This is a genomic window from Streptomyces sp. NBC_00341 (assembly GCF_041435055.1).
Taxonomy (GTDB): domain Bacteria; phylum Actinomycetota; class Actinomycetes; order Streptomycetales; family Streptomycetaceae; genus Streptomyces.
The window spans coordinates 4777981-4800230 of the sequence record NZ_CP108002.1 but is presented as its reverse complement, the minus strand read 5'-3'; the positions used below and the strand labels follow the sequence as shown (position 1 = coordinate 4800230).

12 protein-coding genes are annotated in these 22250 nt (G+C 73.5%); 7 read left to right on the top strand and 5 right to left on the bottom strand.

Annotated features, from left to right (window positions below; genetic code table 11):
* Nucleotides 1-65: 65 nt before the first annotated feature.
* Nucleotides 66-1376: an MFS transporter gene (locus tag OG892_RS21480; RefSeq protein WP_073736525.1), complete on the top strand. Its 1311-nt coding sequence runs from the start codon at nt 66-68 to the stop codon at nt 1374-1376.
* A gap of 29 nt (nt 1377-1405) precedes the next feature.
* Here OG892_RS21480 and OG892_RS21475 read toward each other — a convergent pair whose 3' ends face one another.
* On the bottom strand, nt 1406-3070 hold the full coding sequence (locus OG892_RS21475; RefSeq protein WP_328866129.1) for a SpoIIE family protein phosphatase: 1665 nt from the start codon (nt 3068-3070) through the stop codon (nt 1406-1408).
* Between the two features lie 302 nt (nt 3071-3372).
* Nucleotides 3373-4770, bottom strand: a complete 1398-nt coding sequence (locus OG892_RS21470; RefSeq protein WP_371629997.1) for an NAD(P)/FAD-dependent oxidoreductase — start codon at nt 4768-4770, stop codon at nt 3373-3375.
* 336 nt (nt 4771-5106) lie between these two features.
* Between OG892_RS21470 and OG892_RS21465 the strand changes: the two genes are divergently transcribed.
* Together OG892_RS21465 and OG892_RS21460 are read left to right on the top strand one after the other, a co-directional pair.
* Nucleotides 5107-6009 (top strand): helix-turn-helix domain-containing protein, encoded by a 903-nt coding sequence (locus OG892_RS21465; RefSeq protein WP_328866130.1) that lies wholly within the window; start codon nt 5107-5109, stop codon nt 6007-6009.
* Between the two features lie 299 nt (nt 6010-6308).
* On the top strand, nt 6309-8318 hold the full coding sequence (locus OG892_RS21460; protein WP_371629996.1) for a sigma-70 family RNA polymerase sigma factor: 2010 nt from the start codon (nt 6309-6311) through the stop codon (nt 8316-8318).
* Here OG892_RS21460 and OG892_RS21455 read toward each other — a convergent pair.
* Entirely contained in the window at nt 8305-11763 is a 3459-nt protein-coding gene (locus tag OG892_RS21455; RefSeq protein WP_371629995.1) for a BTAD domain-containing putative transcriptional regulator, read from the bottom strand. The genes OG892_RS21460 and OG892_RS21455 overlap by 14 nt on opposite strands.
* Nucleotides 11764-11875: 112 nt before the next feature.
* Nucleotides 11876-13987, bottom strand: coding sequence for an asparagine synthase-related protein (locus OG892_RS21450; RefSeq protein WP_107421807.1), 2112 nt, complete (start codon nt 13985-13987; stop codon nt 11876-11878).
* Between the two features lie 1468 nt (nt 13988-15455).
* Here OG892_RS21450 and OG892_RS21445 point away from each other — a divergent pair.
* The 4 genes from OG892_RS21445 to OG892_RS21430 all read left to right on the top strand — a co-directional run bounded on the left by OG892_RS21445 (nt 15456) and on the right by OG892_RS21430 (nt 21201).
* Nucleotides 15456-17096 (top strand): sporulation protein, encoded by a 1641-nt coding sequence (locus OG892_RS21445; protein ID WP_073736519.1) that lies wholly within the window; start codon nt 15456-15458, stop codon nt 17094-17096.
* A gap of 157 nt (nt 17097-17253) precedes the next feature.
* Nucleotides 17254-18510, top strand: coding sequence for an L-2-hydroxyglutarate oxidase (gene lhgO / locus OG892_RS21440; RefSeq protein ID WP_073736518.1), 1257 nt, complete (start codon nt 17254-17256; stop codon nt 18508-18510).
* 4 nt (nt 18511-18514) lie between these two features.
* Nucleotides 18515-19402 carry a tRNA (guanosine(46)-N7)-methyltransferase TrmB gene (trmB, locus tag OG892_RS21435; RefSeq protein WP_073736517.1) on the top strand — a complete coding sequence of 296 codons (888 nt, stop codon included), beginning with the start codon at nt 18515-18517 and terminating at the stop codon, nt 19400-19402.
* 95 nt (nt 19403-19497) lie between these two features.
* Nucleotides 19498-21201 (top strand): PrsW family glutamic-type intramembrane protease, encoded by a 1704-nt coding sequence (locus OG892_RS21430; RefSeq protein WP_371629994.1) that lies wholly within the window; start codon nt 19498-19500, stop codon nt 21199-21201.
* Here OG892_RS21430 and OG892_RS21425 read toward each other — a convergent pair.
* Nucleotides 21198-22142 (bottom strand): aldo/keto reductase, encoded by a 945-nt coding sequence (locus tag OG892_RS21425; RefSeq protein WP_328866135.1) that lies wholly within the window; start codon nt 22140-22142, stop codon nt 21198-21200. The genes OG892_RS21430 and OG892_RS21425 overlap by 4 nt on opposite strands.
* Nucleotides 22143-22250: the final 108 nt, after the last annotated feature.

The window sequence follows — 22250 nt, the reverse complement described above, 5'->3', positions numbered from 1 at the left end:
GAGTCGTTCGGTTCGCTCGATCACATGGCTTCGAGACCTTGAGGTAGGTGAGTGTGACCAGGGAAATGGGTGCAGCGCTGCGGCGGATCCAGCTGGGGAGCGCGCTGAGCGCGTTCGGGCTCGGGTTCACCGTTCCGTATCTGTACGTCTATGTGGCGCAGGTACGGGATCTGGGCGCCGGTACGGCGGGCGTCGTGCTGGCGGTCTTCGCCATGGCAGCGCTCGCCGTACTGCCGTTCACCGGGCGGGTCATCGACCGTCGCGGGCCGCTGCCCGTCCTGCTCGTCGCCTCGGTCGTCGCTTCCCTGGGCGCGGTCGCGCTCGGCTTCTCCTCGCAGGTGACCGCTGCCGTCCTGTCGGCCGCGGTGCTCGGCGCGGGGACGGCCGTCATGCAGCCGGCCCTCGCCACGATGCTCGTGCAGTGCTCGGACAGCGGCACCCGCACCCGGGCCTTCGCCATGCAGTTCTTCCTGCAGAACCTGGGCCTCGGCATCGGAGGACTGGTCGGGGGGCAGATCGTCGACACCGAGCGGCCGGCGTCCTTCACCCTGCTGTTCCTGATCGAAGCGGTGATGTTCCTCGTGCTCGGCGCCATCACGGCGACCGTGCGGATGCCTCGTACGTCCGCCGTCGCGGCGGGGGTGTCCGGTGCCGGTGGTGGCGCGGGGGGCGGCGGGATGCGGGCGCTGCTCTCGCACCGGGCCATGGTGCAGCTGTGTGTGCTGGGGTTCGTGGTGTTCTTCGCCTGCTACGGACAGTTCGAGTCCGGGCTCGCGGCGTACGGCACGGAGGCCGCCGGGATCGAGCCCTCCACGCTCGGGATCGCGCTGGCCGCCAACACCGCGGTCATCGTCGTCGCCCAGTTCGTGGTGCTGCGGCTGGTGGAACGCCGCCGTCGCAGCCGGGTGATCGCGGCGGTCGGGCTGATCTGGGCCTTCGCCTGGATCGTGGCGGGGTACGCCGGGCTCGGGCACGGCAGCCAGACCATGGCGACGGCCGCGATGATCTCCACGTACGCGCTGTTCGGGCTCGGTGAGTCGATGCTCTCGCCGACCGTCGCGCCGCTGGTCGCCGATCTGGCGCCGGAGTCGATGGTCGGGCAGTACAACTCGGCGTTCGCCCTGTGCAAGCAGCTCGCGCTGGCGGTCGGTCCCGCCGTCGGCGGGCCCATGGGGGCCTCGCTGCACGGGCCGTACATCGTGACGTTCGTACTGTTCTCGCTCGGGATCACGGTGCTCGCGCTGCGGCTCGGCCGGCGGCTCACCCCCGTACAGGACCAGCCCTCGCTCGCGGCGGTGCCGTCGCGGGTGGTGGCGGTGTCGGTGCCGGAGAGTGCGGCGGCCGAGGCGCCGGTCCCGGTCACCGCGGTGCACTGAGGCCGGGACCGCTGCACGCTCCTACCGGCCTACCGGGGCAGGGCGAATTCGCACCAGACCGCTTTGCCGCCGCCCGGCGTGCGGCGGCTGCCCCAGGACGTGGCGATCGTCGCGACGATGGAGATGCCCCGGCCCGCCTCGTCCGCCGGTTCGGCGCGGCGGCGGCGCGGCAGGTGGTCGTCGCCGTCCGTGACCTCGATGATCAGGCGGCGGTCGGTGCGCCGCAGGCCCAGGCGCATCGGCGGTGTGCCGTGCTGGAGGGAGTTGGCGACCAGCTCACCGGCGGCGAGGACACCCAGGTCGCACAGCTCCACCGGGAACCGCCACGACGTCAGGACGCCCGTCGCGAAGGCGCGGGCGCGCGGGGCCGCCTCGATGCCGCCGAGCAGATCGAGCGAGGCGTTGTGGAACAGCTCCGCTACCGGTCCGGTGCGGGCGGGGTGCTGGACCACCAGGACCGCGACGTCGTCGTCGTGTTCCGCGGTGATGTTGAGGGAGCGCATCAGGCGGTCGCACACCACCTGCGGCGCGCCCTTCGCACCGGAGAGCGCCCGCTCGAGGGCGGCCACGCCCTCGTCGATGTCCTCGCTCCGGCGCTCGACCAGGCCGTCCGTGTAGAGGACGGCGGTGGAGCCGGGCGGCAGCGCGATCGTGCCGGAGGTGTGGGTCCAGCCACCGGTGCCGAGCGGGGGACCGGTCGGGCCCTCGGCGCGGTGCACCGTGCCGTCCTCGTCGCGCACCAGGATCGGCAGGTGGCCGGCGGAGGCGTAGACGAGCAGGCCCTCGTTGGGGTCGTGGACCGCGTAGGCGCAGGTGGCGATCTGGCTGGCGTCGATCTCGGCGGCCAGCCCGTCGAGCAGCTGGAGCACCTCGTGCGGCGGGAGGTCGAGGCGGGCGTAGGCCCGGACCGCGGTGCGCAGCTGGCCCATCACGGCGGCGGCACGCACCCCGCGCCCCATCACGTCCCCGATGACCAGGGCGGTGCGGCCCGCGCCGAGGGTGATGACGTCGTACCAGTCGCCGCCGACCGCGGCGTCCGTGCCGCCGGGCTGGTAGGTGGCGGCGATCCGCAGGTCGTCGGGCTGCTCCAGCTCCTGCGGGAGCAGCGAGCGCTGGAGGGTCACGGCCGTTTCGCGGTGGCGCCGCTCGCTGGTGCGCAGCCGCTCCGCCGCTTCCGCGTGGTCGGTGACATCGGCGGCGTACACGAGCACGCCGCCCTCCTGCCCCTGGTCCTTGTCGTGCCGGACCGGGGTGCAGGTGACGGTGTACGAGCTGCCGCCGGCCACCTTGCGGGACTTGACCGTGCGGGGTGTGCCGCTGCGCAGGACCTGGTCCATGAGGGGGAGCAGGCTCAGCTCGGTCAGCTCGGGCATCGCCTCGGCGGCCGGGACGCCGGAGGGGCGGGGGCCGAAGGCCGCGGCGTAGGCGTCGTTGACGTACGCGACGCGGTGCTCGGGTCCGTGCAGCAGGGCGACGAGGGCCGGCAGCTGGCCGAGGATGTCGCGGGCGGAGAGATCCTCCAGGGCGGGCGCCGGGGGCCGGGTCGTCGGGGCGTCCGGTCCGTCCTGCGGCGGGCCGGATCCGGTTTCGTCCTGTGCGTACTCGGCGCGGGCCGCCGGTACGGCACTGTGGTCGTCCCGGGCGGCTCGACGCTGCGTACCGGGTAGGCGGGCGCTCCAGCGCGTGAAGTTCACGGAATTTCTGGCCTCGTGGTGTCGGTCTGGTCCGCTCGGGCGGGCTGCTTCCTCTGCCGGGCTGCTTCCTCTGCCGGTCCTCTGCCTGTTCTCCTGCCCGGCTGCTTCCGCCGCAGACTGTGCTTCTGCCGGGCTGTTTCTCCCCGCCGGTCCGGGGCCGGAACGCCGGGAGGGCGCAGCCGGAACCCGCCGCTGCTGGTTACTGTCGGTCGCCGCCTGCCGGTTACTTTCGGTTGCCGCCTGCCGGGTCACTCTGTGCAGATGTGAGCCAACCTATGGTCACACGTCCAGTCTGTCGGACCCTACTGACAGTCGTCGCCGTCGCCGCCGGGACGCCTTCCCGCGGCGAGTTCGAACTCGGCGCGAGGGTGTTCCAGCGAGCCGAGGGAGACGATCTCGCGCTTGAACAGGCCCGCGAGGGTCCATTCGGCGAGGACGCGGGCCTTGCGGTTGAACGTGGGTACCCGGCTCAGGTGGTACACGCGGTGCATCAGCCACGCAGGGTAGCCCTTGAGCCTGCGTCCGTAGACATGCGCGACACCCTTGTGCAGGCCGAGCGAGGCGACGGAGCCCGCATAGCTGTGCCGGTACTCCGTGAGCGGTTCGCCGTTCATGGACGCGACGATGTTCTCCGCGAGGACCTTGGCCTGGCGGACCGCGTGCTGGGCGTTGGGCGCGGTCTCCCGTCCGGGCTCGTCGGAGGTCAGGTCGGGGACGGCGGCGGCGTCACCGGCGGCCCAGGTGTGCTCGGCGCCCTCGACGGTGAGCTTCGCCGTACAGACGAGCCTGCCGCGTTCGTTGAGCGGGAGGCCGGTGGCGGCGAGCAGCGGCGCGGGCTTCACGCCGGCCGTCCAGACGAGGGTGCGGGTCGGGAAGCGGGAGCCGTCGCTGAGCACGGCCACCCGGTCCTCGCAGGACTCCAGCCGGGTTTCGAGCCGTACGTCGATATTGCGGCCGCGCAGCTCCCGGACCGCGTACGTGCCCATCGATTCACCGACCTCGGGCAGGATGCGGCCGGTGGCCTCCACGAGGATCCACTTCAGGTCCTCGGCCTTGATGTTGTGGTAGTACCGCGCGGTGTAGCGGGCCATGTCCTCCAGCTCGGCCAGCGCCTCCACCCCCGCGTAGCCGCCGCCGACGAAGACGAAGGTGAGGGCGGCGTCGCGGATGGCGGGGTCGCGGGTGGCGGAGGCGATGTCCATCTGCTCGATCACGTGGTTGCGCAGCCCGATGGCCTCCTCGACGGTCTTGAAGCCGAAGCCGTGGTCGGCGAGACCGGGGACCGGGAGGGTGCGCGAGACGGAGCCGGGCGCGATGACGATCTCGTCGTACGGGATCTCGACGGCTCCGGTGCCGTCCTCGCCCGTGGCCAGCGTGGTGACGGTCGCGATGCGTTTGACCGGATCGATCCGCTGCGCCTCACCGATGAGGATCGTGCAGCCGGGCAGGACCCGGCGCAGCGGGACGACCACATGGCGCGGTGAGATCGAACCGGCGGCGGCTTCCGGGAGGAACGGCTGATACGTCATATAGGGGTCAGGGGTGACGACAACAATCTCCGCCTCGCCGCTTCTCAGCCGCTGTTTGAGCTTCCGCTGGAGACGCAGCGCGGTGTACATCCCGACGTAGCCGCCGCCGACGACGAGAATGCGCACGCCGGGCGGGGGGCCGGGGGGTGTTCCCCCGGAATCTGAAGCCATCACCACCCCATGACGCAACGCGCTCCGGAGTTTGTCCACAGCCCCGGCAAATTGTGTGACCGGAGCTTCCGAACGGGCCGCTCCGGTTGATCGTCCCGGCAATACGGACGCCCCGCAGGTCAGGGGTTGCGGTGGGAGGTACGGGCAGAGGGCGAATCGGTGATCAACCGGTCCTTGTTCCGATCGGGGGGCGCTCCGGGCGGAACTGCCCCCTTCTGAATTGCCCCTGGCTCAACTATGTTCGTGTGTCGTCGGGGTGACGGGTGAGATCATCGCTCAACCCGGCAGACACGGCGGGAGTCTCCGGGGGGAGACGTCATAACCGGGGGAACAGTTATGCATATTCAGGAATCTCATTGGCCAACTGCTGCTGTCGCGCCCGAAGGAAACGGGCGAATCGGCGCAGTCGGAGCGGTCGGTGCAGTCGGAACGGTGAGCGGCATCGGGTCATCAGGGACCCCCGTTTCACCGGGAGCAGTGAGCACGCTGAGTGCCGCACTCGGCTCGGGCACCGTCGGGGCGGGAGCGCACGGCCGCTCGGCGCCGCTGCGGGTGGACGCGCAGCGCAATCTGGAACACGTGCTGCGGGCTGCCCGCGAGGTGTTCGGTGAGCTCGGGTACGGCGCTCCGATGGAGGACGTGGCGCGTCGCGCCCGGGTCGGTGTCGGCACGGTGTACCGGCGCTTCCCCAGCAAGGACGTGCTGGTCCGGCGGATAGCCGAGGAGGAGACCTCCCGGCTGACCGACCAGGCCCGGTCCGCGCTGGGTCAGGAGGAGGAGCCGTGGTCGGCGCTGTCGCGCTTCCTGCGGACCTCGGTCGCCTCCGGCGCGGGGCGGCTGCTGCCTCCGCAGATACTGCGGGTCGGGGTGGACGCCGACGACTCGACGGTGGTCGGCGATCCCGGGACCGCCCGGGACGAGCCCCGGGTGCCGCAGCAGCGGCAGGAGACCGGCCAGGGCGGTGGCCTGCGGGTCGCGGAGCCCCGGCAGGAGCCGCAGGCGGCGGATTCGGAGATCGACGGCGTCGGCAGCGGATCGGTCGAGCTGCTGGAGGTCGTGGGCCGGCTGGTCGACCGGGCGCGGACGTCGGGTGAGCTGCGCCGCGATGTGACGGTGGCCGATGTGCTGCTGGTCATCGCGACGGCGGCCCCCTCGCTGCCGGACGCGGCTCAGCAGGCGGCGGCCTCGGCCCGGCTGCTGGACATCCTGCTGGAGGGGCTGCGCTCACGGCCTGCGTGAGCGGGGGCGCGGGGGCTGTCGGCCGGGCCGGCGGACCGCCCCCGGCCCGGCGTGGGCTCAGCGGACTCCGGGGACTCCGGGGACTCCGGGGGCGCTTTCGGCTCGACGGTACTCATGGCGCTCAACTGCCCCATCAGCACAACCTGTTACCCCTTCCCCGAACGAGTGTCCGCTAGTGCTCATATTCGGGAGAACGCCCCGGATGAGTGGTTGGCGGGGCTGAGGGGTCGCCGCTGCCGCCCTCTGTGGCACGCTTGCCCGGTATTCGGGTCCGAAAGCGCATAACGGGGGCGACCGTGATGAGCGGTGACGGGCAGCAAGAAGAGTCGTTCGACGGTGTCTCCACCACGGGCGGCGGCTCCGGCACGGACGGCCTGCCCTCCGAGCAGGTGCCGAGCCAGGCCGGACCCGGGCGCCAGGGCTCGGGCGACGAGGACGGCGGCACGGTCCTGCCCGGACCGTGGCCCCCCGCACCGGTCGGGAACCCGGCACCGGCGGGCGCGGAAGCGGTCCCCATGCAACGGGTGGGCGGCGGCCGGAACGCTGCCGATGCCTCCGGAACGGCCCTCGCCGACGCCGAGTTGATCCAGCGGATGCGGGACGGCGACGACCTCGCGTACGACGAGCTGTTCCGCCGGCACTCGGAAGCGGTGCGCCGGTACGCGCGCACCTGCTGCCGGGACGCGCACACCGCCGACGACCTGACGGCCGAGGTCTTCGCCCGGACGCTGCAGGCCGTACGGGGCGGCAAGGGTCCGCAGGAGGCGGTGCGCGCCTACCTGATGACAGCGGTCCGGCACGTCGGCGCCGCATGGACGAAGACCGCCAGGCGGGAGCAACTGGTCGACGACTTCGCGGCGTTCGCCGCGCAGGCCTCGCGCTCCTTCGAGGTCTCGGACGCGGACACCCTCGATCTCGGCGCCGATGTGCTGGCGATGCACGAGGCCGAGCAGTCGATGGCGATGCAGGCCTTCCGCAGCCTCCCGGAGCGCTGGCAGGCGGTGTTGTGGCACACCACCGTCGAGGAGGAGTCGCCCAGCGACATCGCCCCGCTCTTCGGGCTCACCCCCAACGCCACCTCTGTGCTGGCCAGCCGGGCCCGCGAAGGGCTCAAGCAGGCGTATCTGCAGGCCCACGTGAGCCAGGCGCTCACCTCCGGCGGCGACTGCGCCCGCTACGCGGACCGGCTGGGCGCCTACGCCCGTGGCGGGCTGCGGATGCGTGCAGAGCGCGGGCTGCGCGGACACCTGGACGAGTGCGCGAAATGCCGGCTCGCGGCGGGCGAACTGGCCCATGTGAATGCCGGGATTCCCGCGCTGCTCCCGGTCGCGGTCATCGGCTGGTTCGCGGCGGGATACGCGCTCAAGGCCGCCGGGATCGTGGCGGGCGGAGCGGCCGGTGCGGCGGGCGCGGGCGCCGCGGCCGCGGCGACCGGCGGGGGTTCGTCCGCGGGCTCTGCCGGTGGCGCCGCGGCCTCCGAGGGGCTCGGCGCTCCGGCGAAGGCCGGTATCGCGGCGGCGGTCGCCGTCGCGGCCGCGGCCGGGCTGGTGTGGGCGCTGGTCGGCGACGACCAGCCGCGGCCGGAGGCGAAGCCGGTGGCCAGGCCGCCGGCCGTGGCGCCCGCGGTGCCGTCGCCCGCACCGCCGAAGCCGAAGCCCACCCCGCCCCCGAAGCCGGCGCCGCCCGCTCCCGTACCGCCGGAGCCGGAGCCCACCCCGACGCCCACGCCCACCCCCACACCGCCACCGAAGCCCACGCCGCGGGCGCCAGCACCGCCGCCGCCCGCACCGAAGCCGACTCCCACTCCCACGCCCACGCCCACACCCACGCCGACGCCGACCCCGCCTCCCCCGCCGCCGCCCGCACCTGCGCCGGAGGTCTACCAGGTCAACGAGTTGAGCTACAGCCTCCTCGGGGACCACTCCGGCCCCGAGGTGGTGCTCGGGGAGAGCAGCTGGGTCTGGCAGCGTTCCGGGATGTCGATCGGCGGCACGCGGTACGCCCACGGAGTGACCGTCCACAGCCGTTCGTCGGTCGTCATCCAGCTGAACCGCCAGTGCACCCGTTACGAGGCGAAGGTCGGCGTCGACGATCTGACCATGGGGCTGGGATCCGTGCGCTTCTCCGTGTTCAACGGTGACGGGGCGCGGCTGTGGCAGTCACCGGTGATGAACGGCGACGATCCGGCCGTACCGGTCGCCGTCGGCATCGAGGGCCAGGACCGGATCCGGCTCGTCGTGGAGCCGACCACCCCGTTCGGCGGGGTGGCCCTCGCGAACTGGGCCGAATCCAGGATCAGTTGCCGCTGACCGCCGGGCCGCCGACCCCAGGGGCAGTGATCTCCGGGCCGGTGATCTCCGCGAGCAGGCCGACGACGTCGTCGATGGTCAGTCCGCGGCCCGCCGCGCGCTCCTGCTCGTAACTCCGCTCCCCCAGCGCCTCGCGGGCCAGCTGCCCGGCCTCGTCGACCGCCGCCTGCTCCACCGCGGTCCTGGGACCGCAGAGCCGCCAGCTGTCGGCGGCGGCCAGGACGCGTACGGCGGCCGCGTGGTGGCCCAGCTTCGGCAGCACGGTCGCGAGGGCGTCCGCCAGGTATCCGGTGATGGCCTCGGCGTACTGGCCGTCCCGCGCCGCGACCAGGGCCGCCGCCAGCCCGCGCAGAGCGACGGCCGGGCCGCCGTGGGGCTCCGGCTCGTACGCGGCGATGCGGGCGGAGAGTCCGTCCAGCAGCGCGGGCATCTGCGTGGGCGGGCTGTTCTCGTCGTCCGTCCCCCGCGCCTCTGTGAGCCTGCGCCGGGCGACGGCGATGTCGCCCCGGTCCAGGGCGATGGTGGCGCGCAGGTATTGGACGTACGAGATCGCGTCGTGCGTCTGGTAGCGCTCCGCCTCGTCCTCCGAGCGGCCCAGGCCCCGCTCGGCGGCGGCCACGTCGCCGGTGCGGTAGGCGAGTTCGGCCAGCCGGGCCAGCAGGAACGGGGCCTCGGCGTGGGCGCCGACCTCACGGGCGAGCAGCAGCGCCTCCTCGTACGCCGGACGCGCCTCCTCGTACCGGCCCCGCATCATGGCCGCCTCCGCCGCGGCGCTCTCGACCTGTGCGCGCATCCAGCGGTCCCCGACGCGGCGGCTCAGATCACGCAGTTCCACCAGGTCGTCGTCGACCCCGGGCATGCCGCCCGGCATGTCGACGACCATGTGCGTACGGAACATCAGCGAGACGCCGTACCCCCAGTCGTTCCCGTGGACGCGGGCGTTGTCGACGACGGCGTCGATCTTCCGGTGCACGTCCCCCATGTCCTTCGTGCCCAGCGTGATGAACGAGGTCATCGGCCAGAGCAGCCCGGGGAATTGGGCCGCCTGGGGCCCGGACGACATGAACGCGTCGGCCAGCCGTCGCACCAACGCCTCGTCCGGCTGACCGTCGCGGTCCGCTTCCGACGGGCCGCTCTCCGCCTCCAGGAAGAACCGCAGCATGCGCAGATTCATCCAGGGCCAGTAACGGGGGTCGGTGGCGTCTGCGGGCTCCGGGCCGAACGACAGTGCCCGAGCAGTCCAGTTGAGGCCCTCGGCGCGGTAGTTGCGCAGCCACCAGAACCAGCCCATGCCCAGCACCAGACGCGCCGCGTCCGATTCGGCGGAAGCGGTCGACGGACCGGACCGGCCGGTGTGAGGGGCGGTGGTGCGGTGGAGCGCGGCCCTGATGTTGTCGAGGTCCGTCTCCAGGCGCTGGATCCAGGGGAGCTGCTCCGCGGAGCGCAGCTTCGGCTCCGCCTCCTCGACGAGCGAGAGGACGTACGCGGTGTGTGCCCGCCCTGCCTCGGCCCGTACGTCCGGGGTCTCGGCGCAGCGCTCGATGGCGTACTCGTGGATGGTCTCCAGCAGGCGGTAGCGCATGCCGCCGTCGGGGGCCGGGGTGGCGACGACGAGGGACTTGTCGATGAGCGCCCCGATGAGGTTCGCGGTGTCGGCGGCGAGGTGCGCGGTACGGGCGGTGCCGGCCGTACCGGCGGCGTTGTGCCCGGCAGGCCTGCCGGGCGTCGTGATCACCGCCTCGGCTGCGGGCAGGTCCCAGCCGCCCGCGAAGACCGAGACCTGGCGCAGGGCGGTGCGTTCGTCCTCGTCCAGCAGGTCCCAGGACCAGTCGACGACCGCGCGCAGGGTCTGCTGGCGCGGCAGTACGGTCCGGCTGCCGCTGGTCAGCAGGCGGAAACGGTCGTCCAGCCGGTCGGCGATCTGGCGCGGGCTCAGCATCCGCAGCCGGGCGGCGGCCAGCTCGATGGCGAGCGGCAGCCCGTCCAGCCGGCGGCAGATCTCGGCGACGGCGGCCGCGTCGTGTGCGGTCTCCCGCGCGGGGTCGAACCCGGGCCGCACGGCACGGGCCCGCTCGGTGAAGAGACGGTGGGCGAGATCGGCCGGGAGCGGATCCACCGGGCGTACGGATTCGCCGGGCACGCCGAGCGGTTCGCGGCTGGTGGCGAGGATACGCAGCCGGGGGCAGCGGGTCAGCAGGGTCTCGGCGAGCGTGGCCGCCGCGCCGATGACGTGCTCGCAGTTGTCGAGGATGAGGAGGAAGGGGCGGGACCTGGACCAGTGCGCCAGGTGGTCCGCGAGCAGGTCGACCGGATCGGTGCGCGGATACGTTCCTTCGTGGGCGCTGTCCCGCAGCAGGGCCGTCTCGCGCAGCCCGAGCGCGGAGAGTACGGCTCCGGGGACGGCCTCGGGGTCCTCCACCGGGGCGAGTTCCGCGAGCCAGACGTCACCGGCGGTGGCACGGCCCCTGTGCGCCGCGGACTCCTCGGCCAGCCGGGTCTTCCCCGAGCCTCCCGGACCGGTGAGGGTGACCAGCCGGGAGCGGGTCAGGTCGTCCCGGATGGCACGGAGTTCGGGCTCGCGCCCGACGAAGGAGGTGAGCCGGGGGCGGAGGTTGCCCCGGCATTCCGCCGTCTCGGTCCCGGATGCGGATGGTGCGGTTGGTTCGGGTGGTGCGGGGTTGAGCAGTGCGCGGTGGAGGGCGGCCAGCTCGGGCCCTGGATCGGCGCCGAGCCCCTCGGCGAGGGCGCGGCGCGCGTCCTCGTACGCCGCGAGCGCGTCGGCCTGCCGTCCGGCGGCGCGCAGGGCGCGGATGAGCTGGGCGCGGAAGCGCTCGTCGTACGGGTGCGCCGCGGTCAGCTCCACCAGCTCGGGCACGAGAGCGGCGGGAAGGGGTGTCGGTGAGGCCGTTCGGGGGACGGCCGCCGGACCCGTGGGTCCGTCCGGCGCCGCGCATCGCAGGTCGGCCTCGATGCGGTGCTCCAGTGCGGCCAGCCGGTGGGCCTGCGGACGCAGCGCGTGGTCGCGGTCGGGCAGGTCGGCCAGGGCGGGTCCGCGCCACAGGGCGAGTGCCGTACGGAGCGTGCGGGCGGCGTCCTGCGGCGCGTCCGCCTCCAGCTCGGCCGCGCCCTGCCGGGCGAGCCGCTCGAACACGTGCAGGTCCACGTCCGCCGGGGTGGCCTCCAGCCGGTAGCCGCCCGGGGTGCTGGCGAGCGCCACCCGCCCCAGCGCCCGGCGCAGGCGGCCCACCAGGGCCTGGAGCGCGGCGGGGGCGTCCGCCGGGGGATCGTCCGCCCACACGTCGTCGACCAGCTCGGTGATCGGGACGGACCGGCCGGGCCGCAGGGCCAGGGACGCGAGAAGGGCGCGCAGGCGCAGGCCGCCGAGGGGCAGCGCCGCGCCCTTCTCGTCTCGCGCCTCCGTGACGCCCAGGATCAGATACCGCACCCCGCCATTGTGTCCCGCCGGTACGACAACCGGACGCGGGCGGCGCAACGCGCTTCAGCCCGCTCCCTGCTTCCCGCTCCCCACTCCTCACCCTGCGCCTGCGCGACAGCTCTTACGGCTGGAGCGTCCGTCGTGCCGGGACCACCCCGCCGGCGACGGCTCGCTGGCGCGGTGCCGCCGTGCCCGTCCAGCAGGTGCCGCGGCGCGAGACGAGGCGGCGCAGCCACAGTTCGGTGGAGGCGAGGTCCGCGAGGCCGTCCAGCGGGAGGGGTTCACCCTCCGCGGCCGCCCGCAGGGCCTTGCGTACGACGCGGGCCTCGACCAGGCCCGCGTCGGCGAGCAGCGGGGCGTCGAAGAGGGCGATGAGCTCGGGCAGCGAGGCGCGCAGGCCGGTACGGGTGACCTCGGTCGAGGTGGCCTGGGAGGGCGCGCCCCAGCCGGGCGGCAGCTCGTGGATGCCGGTGCCCGCCAGGACCCGGCGCAGGACCGCCGCGCGGGCGCCCGGCTGGACCCGGAGGGACTCGGGGAGCGCGCGGGCGGCGCGTACCACCTGGTTGTCGAGGAAGGGCGCGTGCAGGCGCTGGCTGCGGACCTCCGCGGCCTGCTCCAGGATCCGGTGGTCGGCGGCGTTCCGGGCGAGCGCGGCCCTGGCGCGGGCCTCACCGGGGCGTTGGACGGAGGTGGGGCGGATCGCCGCCTCCTGAAGACGAACCGATACTTCAGCGAGCGCCTCCCCGGTCAGCCAGCGGGCGGCGGGCCCCGGACGCGACCAGGTCAGCGCGGCGAGCGAGGCATCGGTGGGGCTGTCGAGATCCGGGGTGAGCCGGTTGGCGTCGGGAAGGCGCTCCGCCGCCGCTTCGAGGCCGGTGCGGTACGACGTACGGGCCAGGCGGCGGGCCGCCCGGTAGACGGTCAGCGGGACGAACAGGGAGTGCGCGGAGGGGCCTTCGGCCTTGGCGAGCGCGGCGACCGGGCGCAGCAGATGGCGGCGGCGGCGGTCGATCAGCAGGTCGGCAAGGCGGGCGGGGTGGGCGTCGAGCACCTGTCTGGCGCCGTCGCCCACGAAGTGGTCGGCGCTGCCCGCGGCGAGCCGGCGGCGATGGCGCTCGACGACGACGAGGGACGGGGCCGGCTCGTCGGTCAGGGGGCCGTTCGCCAGTTCCGCGTACGGCAGCGCCTCCTCGCCGGCCGCGACGACGACGTGGTGCAGTCGCGGGTTGGCGGCGATGACGCGGGCGCGTTCGAGTTCGTCCTCGTGATCGCGGGTGGTCAGGTCGTTGAACGTGACGGCGAGCAGCCGTTCGCCCGCCCCCGTGCCGTGGCCCAGGAGGGTGCCGGGCAGTCCGGGGAGCCCGGCGGCGAGCAGGGCGAGGGTGGCGGACGCGCTGCCTCCGGAGAGGTCGGAGCCGATGCCGGGTACGGGCGCTCCCCGTGCGGCCCGGCGTTCGGCGGGGCCCATGCCGGGGACGGGGCCCGGGTCGGGCGGCGCGGTCTCCGGGGCGTGGCGGGGCGCGAGCAGCCTGGCGCGTACGGCTTCGACCAGGGCGTCGCGCACCCCGTCGACCGCGCTCACCGGATCGAGCTCGGGTGCGGCCACCGCGAGGGAGGCCACCGCCTCGTACCCGGTGATCTCCCGCGAGCCCTCGCGGAGGATCAGCGCGTGTCCGGGCGGGATGCGCTTCACCCCGGCGTACGGGGTGCCGTCGCGCAGCGCCTCCGGGGTCTCGGGGCAGGCGAGCAGCGCGGCGAGGTGGCCGATGTCGAGCTGCGCCTCGATGAGGTCGGCGAGCGGCAGCGCGGCGGTGGCGTACGCCGTCCCTCCGGCCCAGGGCGTGTAGAAGACCGGGCGGGCGCCTGCGAGGTCGCCCACCACGGTGATCCGGCGGCCTATCTGAACGACCGCCGTGTAGCTGCCGGTCCATGCGGTGAGGTGGCGCAGGGCTCCGCCGCGTGCGGCGAGCAGCCCGACGCGCAGCTGTTCGTCGGTGGCGCCGCAGCAGCCGAGTACGGCGAGCCGGACCGTGGGCGCCCCCTCGGCCGTGTCGACCCGGACGGTGCGGATCTCGTCGGGCCGCCAGTCCCCGACCGCCCAGAGCGGATCCGGGTCTCCCCAAAGGAGTTGGGATCCCACGGGGTGCATCGTGCGCCCCTCGTCACTCGCGCCGACCGCTCCGGCCGTGCCGAAGCTCGCGGCGATACTGCTCCATCCCACCAACCAACGCATCGCCGCCTCCACAGGCTGTGGACAAAACGGCGCAGCAGGGCGGTATCGGGAGAACTCCGGTAACGCGCGGCGCCGTTGCGGACATGCTGCCACGACAACGGCGTGCAGGAGTGGCTACGGACGGCGCACGTCGTGAGCGCATGCGCCCCTGGCAAAGGCCGGAGCGGGACTACCGGCCGCGTCGGCGGGTACGTCGCCCGCGCGCGTCGTTCCCGGCGGCAACGGAGTTACGGATTCCGTGTGTTGCCTCTCCCGTGCGTACCGCCTCCACGACCCCGATCCGGCCACGGTGCGCGCTCTCGCCCGGACCGCCGACCGGATGTCCGCGAACCTGCCGGCCCAACCTCATTCGACCGGCGACATTCGGCCATTCTCGGAGCGCCTTGGAACCGGATCACCAGAAGTCCCCGACTGCCTTCATCCGCTTTTCCGCCCTTTTGCTCCACGCCGCATCGACGCCGCGTCGGACAAGGTCACGGACCGCCGCGGACCGCCTCAAGACCCTGGGACGGTTCGGCCGGGCGGCGGGCCCTCCCGCACCAACTCCCGGGCCACCATTCACACGAACTCCCACACGAACGCACGCGTCCTCGTCCACCCCGGCCAGGCGTACGGCTCGACGTACGGTCCGGGAGACGCGGTTGGCCTCCCGGACCGGTCCACCGCCTGCGGGGAATGAGGCGGCGGTTTCCCCCAGCCCGCAGTGTCCAGTGCAGCGGGCCGACCCACGCAGCACCCATGGAAGCGCTCCCGTACGGACCGGGCCAGAGCGCACGGCCGGGCGCACGGCCACACACGAGGAGCACGCCGGGACACCCGGAACGGGGCTCTCACAAGGGTCGGCCCGGGGCTGCGAACCATGGCTTTCCGCGCCACCCGGAACGCGTATCCGGCCTGGTCAGCGGGTGGACAAGGGTCGCGGCCCGCAAGCTCGCGCCCGATCCGAGCGCTCCGTCCGCGCCGTCCCCGCACTCCCCGTCCGCGCCGCCCCGGCACTCCCCGTCCGCGCCCTTTCCGCCCCTCCGCCGTCCGGTCCACCCCCGTCCACCCTCTCCCCGTCTCCCCCTTCCCCCCGCTTTCCCTCCGCTCCGCCTTCACGTCTCCTCCCCCGGCCGCCCGCCACGTCCGTCACGCGGGCCACTCACACCTCAGAGGCCTCGATAGCTCACCGCTGTTCGCCTCTGTTCGCCGTCGTTGGCGGCCGCCGGCCGCCGCTCGACGCGCTTCGCCACCCGAAGGCTCCGGGCGGACAACAATCCCGCCATACGGACGTCCGCCCCTTAACGGTAGGGATGCGGCGAACTACGCTGGGTTTACTGATGTTCTCAGCAGAGCGGCATATTCCTCGGGGCTCGGCCAAATGCGTGTGCGGTCGGAGTGCGAGGGTTCGTCCCTGGGGAGAACACGGTACGAATGCCGCGCGCCTCAACGGTGTCGCGGCTGCCGTCTGTGTGTCGAGGGGTGGCGCATGTCCAGGGAGCAACGCGGACCGAACGACAAGCTCGGAACCGTTCTCGCCCTCGCGGGAATCAGCAACGCCGGGCTCGCCCGGCGGGTCAACGACCTCGGGGCGCAGCGCGGACTGACACTTCGGTACGACAAGACCTCGGTGGCCAGATGGGTCTCCAAGGGCATGGTGCCGCAGGGCGCCGCGCCCCATCTCATCGCGGCGGCGATCGGGGCCAAGCTCGGCCGGCCGGTCCCGCTGCACGAGATCGGGCTCGCCGACGCCGATCCCGCGCCGGAGGTCGGTCTGACGTTCCCGCGCGATGTGGGTGAGGCGGTGCGCTCCGCGACCGAGCTGTACCGGCTGGATCTGGCCGGGCGCCGGGCCGGCAGCGGCGGCATCTGGCAGTCGCTCGCGGGTTCGTTCTCGGTGAGTGCGTACGCCACTCCCGCGTCCCGCTGGCTGATATCCCCCGCCGATCCGTCGGTCGCCCGCGCGTCGGCCGCCGCGGAGGCGGCGGTGCTCGGCACACAGGGCGCACGGGGCGCAGTGGGGGCGCAGGGTGCACCGGGGGCCCCGGCGCCGCCCGGCGTGTCCGGGCAGCACCTCCTGTCCCGTACACCGCTCGTACCGGGTCAGGCGGGGGCGCCGCCGGCGCACGGGCACGGTTCGCCGCCGGTGCACGGGCACAGCGTGTCGATTCCGGCCCAGCCGGGTCCGGATTCCGCGCACGGTGTCTCGCCGCTGCGGGTCGGCCACAGCGATGTGTCCAAGCTGCGCGAAGCCGCCCAGGACGCACGGCGCTGGGACTCGAAGTACGGCGGCGGGGACTGGCGTTCGTCCATGGTCCCGGAGTGCTTACGGGTCGACGCCGCACCCCTGCTGCTGGGTTCGTACAGCGACGAGGTGGGCCGGGCGCTCTTCGGAGCCGCGGCCGAACTGACCAGACTCGCCGGCTGGATGGCCTTCGACACCGGCCAGCAGGAGGCCGCGCAGCGGTACTACATCCAGGCGCTGCGCCTGGCGCGCGCCGCGGCCGACGTACCGCTCGGCGGCTACGTCCTGGCCTCCATGTCGCTCCAGGCGACCTATCGCGGCTTCGCCGACGAGGGGGTCGACCTCGCCCAGGCGGCCGTGGAGCGCAACCGCGGGCTCGCGACGGCACGCACCATGAGCTTCTTCCGCCTCGTGGAGGCGCGGGCCCATGCGAAGGCGAGCGACGCACCGGCCGCGGGGGCCGCTCTGAAGGCCGCCGAGGGGTGGCTGGAGCGCTCCCGGGACGGGGACGCGGACCCGTCGTGGCTGGGCTTCTACTCGTACGACAGGTTCGCGGCCGACGCGGCGGAGTGCCACCTCGACCTGAAGGCGCCCCGGCAGGTCCGGAGGTTCACCGAGCAGGCGCTGTCCAGACCGACCGAGGAGTTCGTCCGCTCGCACGGGCTGCGCCTCGTGGTGTCGGCCGTCGCGGAACTGGAATCGGGGAATCTGGACGCCGCCTGCGCGGCGGGAACCCGCGCCGTGGAGGTGGCGGGCCGCATCTCGTCGGCGCGGACCACCGAGTACGTGCGCGACCTGCTGCACCGGCTGGAGCCCTACGGGGACGAGCCGCGCGTCGCGGAGCTGCGGGAACGCGCCCGCCCGCTGCTGGTCGCACCGGCCTGACCGGAGCGCGCGGCCGGGGCGCCGCCGGACCGGTCACCCCGGTCGGGCGCCCCGTCCGGCGCCCCGCGCCGCCGGGATCGCGGGCGCCACGCTGGCCCTCTCAGGTTTGAGTGCGTTGTCAGTGGGTCAGTGCACTATCGGGGTGGGAGGTGGCGTGATGATGACGCACGCGGCGTACGACTGCGATGTGCTGGTGATCGGCGGCGGGATCGTCGGTCTGTCGACCGCGTATGCGATCACGCGGAGCGCTCCGGGCACCAGGGTGACCGTGCTGGAGAAGGAGCGCGGCCCGGCGCGCCACCAGACGGGCCGCAACAGCGGGGTGATCCACAGCGGCATCTACTACCGCCCGGGTTCGCTCAAGGCGCGGTACGCGCTGGGCGGCGGCGCCGAGATGGTCGACTTCTGCCGGGAGCACGGCATCGCGCACGCGGTGACCGGCAAGCTGATCGTGGCGACCGGGCGCTCCGAGCTGCCCCGGCTGCACGCGCTGGTGCAGCGCGGCCGCGAGCACGGGCTGCCGGTGGCCGAGCTGGGTCCTGCGCAGATCGCGGAGTACGAACCCCGGGTGCGCGGTCTCGCCGCGATCCGGGTGGGCACGACGGGGGTGTGCGATTTCGCGGCGGTCACCGAGCGGTTCGCCACCGAGGTGCGGGCCGGTGGCGGGCTGATCAGGTTCGGCGCAGAGGTGACCGCCATCGACCGGCGGCCGTGGGGCGTCGCGGTGCGGACGGCGGACGGCCTGGTGGTGCGGGCCCGGGTGCTGGTCAACTGCGCGGGGCTGCACTGCGACCGGGTGGCCCGGCTGGCGGGCGACGAGCCGGGGATGCGGATCGTGCCGTTCCGGGGGGAGTACTACGAGCTGGCCCGGCCCGATCTGGTGCGCGGCCTGGTCTATCCGGTGCCGGACCCGGCGTTCCCGTTCCTCGGCGTGCACCTCACCCGCGGCCACGACGGCGGTGTGCACGTCGGGCCGAACGCGGTGCCCGCGCTGGCCCGCGAGGGCTACGGCTGGCCGGTCGTGCGCCCCCGCGAGCTGATGGACACGCTGAGCTGGCCCGGCTCCTGGCGGATAGCGCGCAGACACTGGCGGTACGGGGCGGGCGAGGTGCACCGCTCGCTGTCGAAGCACGCCTTCACGACGGCGGTGCGGCGGCTGCTGCCCGAGGTCACGGAGGCCGATCTGCGGCCCGCCCCGGCCGGGGTCAGGGCCCAGGCGGTCCTCAGGGACGGCACCCTGGTGGACGACTTCCTGATCCGCGAGGCCCCGCACACCGTGCACGTGCTGAACGCGCCGTCGCCCGCCGCCACGGCGTCGCTGCCCATCGGACGCGAGGTGGCGCGCAGGGCGCTCCTACGGGCACAGGGGACGGGGTGGAAGCCGCCCGCCGTAGAATCAGGGCATTGTGTCTGAGCCCATGAACCCCTCCCCCACGACGCCCGGCGGCGCCGCGCCCGGAGCCGAACCGACAGCGGACGCGACCGGAACGGAGCCGACGGCGACCGCGACCGGCGCATCCGCCACCGCCGGAATCCCGGACGAGCTGCGCGCGGCGGCCCTGGACCGCCAGCGCCGACTGCGTCAGGCGCCCCGCTTCCCCGGCGGCCCGGCGGCCGATCCCGCAGGTTCGCACCACGAGCGCCGGATCCGCAGTTTCCAGCCGCGCCGCAGCCGGGTCTCGCCCGGCCAGCAGGACGCCCTGGAGCGGCTCTGGCCGAAGTGGGGCCTGGACATCGACGGACTGCGCGTCCTCGATCTGCCCGAGCTGTTCGACGGACTGCCGGTGGTCCTGGAGATCGGCTTCGGAATGGGCGAGGCCACCGCGCAGATGGCCGCCGACGATCCGGGCACCGGCATCCTCGCCGTCGACGTGCACACCCCGGGCCAGGGCAATCTGCTCCGTCTCGCGGACCGGAACGGCATGTCCAACATCCGGGTCGCCAACGGTGACGCGATCATCCTGCTGCGGGAGATGCTGACGCCGGACTCGCTGGACGGGCTCCGGGTCTACTTCCCCGACCCGTGGCCCAAGTCCCGCCACCACAAGCGCCGGCTGATCCAGCCGGAGTTCCTCGACCTGGTGGCACAGCGACTCAAGCCCGGAGCGGTCCTGCACTGCGCGACCGACTGGGAGCCGTACGCCGAGCAGATGCTGGAGGTGCTCACCGCGCACCCCCGCTTCGAGAACACGGCGGCGGACGGCGGTTACGCGCCACGGCCCGAGTTCCGGCCACTGACCCGGTTCGAGGGACAGGGCCTGGACAAGGGCCATGTCGTGCACGATCTGCTCTTCGCCCGCTGCTGATCCCTTCCTCCAGGGCCCCGGTCACCCCGCGCCGGCCGCTTCCGCGAGGCGGATACGCCATGGCCGTTGTCAGTCCTCCTCGTTAGGGTCATGGGGTGTCCGACGGTTCTGTTCCGCAGCAGCGGCAGTCGCAGCCGGCCGTCCCGGTGCTCGAGGAGCAGCGGGTCGGCGAGATCCTGGCTGCCGTGCCGGAGCGGGGCCAGTGGCGTTACCGGCCGCGCCGCGTCGGCATGTTGTGGCGGAGCAGGACGCTCCGCGTCGTCGCCGTCTTCACCGTGCTGGCCCTCTGCGGCCTGGTGATCCTCGCGCTGGTCCGGGACCAGACGGGCACTCAGGGGTTCCTCGTCGGGCTGGGGCTCGCGGTGCTGCCGGTCCCGCTGCTGATGACGGCGTTCCGCTGGCTGGACCGGGTGGAGCCGGGCCCGTGGCGCAACATGCTGTTCGCCTTCGCCTGGGGTGCCTGCGCGGCCGCGCTCGTCGCGATCCTCGCGAACTCCTTCGCGACCCAGTGGATCGCCACGGCCACCGCCGACCCGGGCAGCGCGGACACGCTGGGTGCCACCGTCATAGCGCCCGTCGTCGAGGAGAGCGCCAAGGGCGCGGCCGTACTGCTCCTCTTCCTGTTCCGAAGACGGGACTTCAACGGAATCGTCGACGGCCTGGTCGTCGCCGGATTCGCCGCGACGGGCTTCGCCTTCACCGAGAACATCCTCTATCTGGGCAACGCCTTCGGCGAGGACCAGCAGATGGGCTCGGGGTTCGCCTCCGTGACCGTCGCGACGTTCTTCGTCCGGGCGGTGATGTCGCCGTTCGCGCATCCGCTCTTCACCGTCATGACCGGCATCGGCTTCGGGATCGCCGCGAGCAGCGCACGCCACCAGCGGTTCCGCCGCATCGCGCTGCCGTTCCTCGGCCTGGTCCTCGCGATGGGCATGCACGCCCTGTGGAACGGCTCCGCGACGTTCGGCCCGTACGGCTTCTACGTGGTGTACGGCGTGTTCATGATGCCCGCCTTCGGTCTGGTGACCTGGCTGGCGATCTGGTCCCGGCTGCGCGAGCTGCGCACCCTGGCCATCGAGCTGCCCGCCTACGCCGCGGCCGGCTGGCTCTCCCCCACCGAGCCGCTCGCCCTCTCGTCGATGCGGGCCCGCGGCATGGCCAGGGACACGGCACGCCGGTGGCAGGCGGTGCCGGCGGGGAGCGGCCCGTACAGCCCGTACGGCCTCCAGGGCTACGTACCGGCCCCGGTCGCCGCACAGATCACCGCTCAGGTCAGCGGCGTGGCCGGCGCCCAGGCGAAGGCCGAGGCCAAGGCCCGGGGGAAAGCGGCGGCGCGCGCGGTCGCCGAGTACGAGTCGTTCGCGACGTCACTCGCGTTTCTGCGCCGACAGGCCCGCCGCGGCACGGCCGGCCCGGACCTGGCCGAACGCGAGCTGGAGCTGCTGCACCACCTGTGGCAGCGCCGCGAGGTCGCCGGACCCGCCCTCGCGTACGCGGCGCAGGCGACGGGCCGCCTGCGCCCCCGGCACGTGCGCCCGGCGCACGGGCCGTACGGTACCGGGCCGGACGCGTACCCGGGGTACGGCCCGTACCAGCCGTACGGCAGCCCCGCCCCGCACCAGGGCCCGGCCCCGTACGGCCAACAGCCCTACCCCGCATACCCGTACGGGGAACAGCCCTACAACCCCCAGCCCTACAGCCAGCAGCCCTACAACCCGCCGCCGTACGGACAACAGCCGTACGGACAACAGCCGTACGGACAACAGCCGTACGGCGGCGGGCCGCAGTCCTCGTCCTAGGCGGACGCCTCGGTGAGCGCGGTCAGTTCCTGGTCCGTCAGGCGCAGATCGTCGACGGCCAGCAGCGCGGGAAGCTGTTCGACCGTACGGGCGGAGGCGATCGGCGAGACCACGGTCGGCCGGGAGGCCAGCCAGGCCAGCGCCACCGTGGCGATCTCGGCGTCCCGCTCCTGCGCGATCGCGTCGAGCGCGGTGAGGACCTTCTGGCCGCGCTCCGTCTCCAGGTGCTGGGCGGCGCCACCGGCGCGGGCACTGTCCACGGTCGTGCCCGCGCGGTACTTGCCGGTCAGGAATCCGGAGGCGAGGGCGAAGTACGGGACGGCGGCGAGCCCGGCCTCTGCGCTCAGGTCCTGGAGCTCGCCCTCGTAGGTGTCGCGCGAGACGAGGTTGTAGTGCGGCTGGAGCGCCACGTAACGGGCCAGGCCCTCGCGCTCGGAGAAGTCCAGCGAGGCGCGGAGCCGCGCCGGGCTGATGTTGGAGGCGGCGATCTCGCGGACCTTGCCCTCCTTCACCAACTGGTCGAGGGCGGTGATGATCTCCTCGACGGGGACGGTCTCGTCGTCGTGGTGCGTGTAGTAGAGGTCGATGTAGTCCGTGCCGAGCCGGCGCAGCGACTCCTCCGCCCCGGCCTTGATGGTGGCGGCGGCGAGCCCCTTGAACTGGGGGTGGGAGCCGACCTTGGTGGCCAGGACGACGTCGGAGCGGTTGCCCCGCGCCGCGAACCACTTGCCGATGAGGGTCTCCGACTCGCCGCCCACGTTGCCGGGGATCCAGGAGGAGTACGTGTCGGCCGTGTCGACGAAGTTGCCGCCGCCCGCCGTGTACGCGTCGAGAACGGCGAAGGACTGCGCCTCGTCGGCGGTCCAGCCGAAGACGTTGCCGCCGAGGGAGAGCGTGGAGACCTGGAGGTCGGAGGAACCGAGTTTGCGGAGAGAAGTCATATGCGGAACAACCCACGGCACCGCACGCGCTATTCCATGGCAGCTACAGCTACCCCGTACGCCACGGCCGGGGCCGACAGGGCCGACCGGAACAGACGAAGACCGGCA

Bases quoted from the DNA above. Each gene is read 5' to 3' on its own strand.
- OG892_RS21470 (WP_371629997.1), bottom strand. From the start codon at position 4,770: ATGGCTTCAGATTCCGGGGGAACACCCCCCGGCCCCCCGCCCGGCGTG.
- trmB (WP_073736517.1), top strand. From the start codon at position 18,515: ATGAACCCCTCCCCCACGACGCCCGGCGGCGCCGCGCCCGGAGCCGAA.
- OG892_RS21480 (WP_073736525.1), top strand. From the start codon at position 66: ATGGGTGCAGCGCTGCGGCGGATCCAGCTGGGGAGCGCGCTGAGCGCG.
- OG892_RS21460 (WP_371629996.1), top strand. From the start codon at position 6,309: ATGAGCGGTGACGGGCAGCAAGAAGAGTCGTTCGACGGTGTCTCCACC.
- OG892_RS21450 (WP_107421807.1), bottom strand. From the start codon at position 13,987: ATGCGTTGGTTGGTGGGATGGAGCAGTATCGCCGCGAGCTTCGGCACG.
- OG892_RS21425 (WP_328866135.1), bottom strand. From the start codon at position 22,142: ATGACTTCTCTCCGCAAACTCGGTTCCTCCGACCTCCAGGTCTCCACG.
- OG892_RS21465 (WP_328866130.1), top strand. From the start codon at position 5,107: ATGCATATTCAGGAATCTCATTGGCCAACTGCTGCTGTCGCGCCCGAA.
- lhgO (WP_073736518.1), top strand. From the start codon at position 17,254: ATGATGACGCACGCGGCGTACGACTGCGATGTGCTGGTGATCGGCGGC.
- OG892_RS21445 (WP_073736519.1), top strand. From the start codon at position 15,456: ATGTCCAGGGAGCAACGCGGACCGAACGACAAGCTCGGAACCGTTCTC.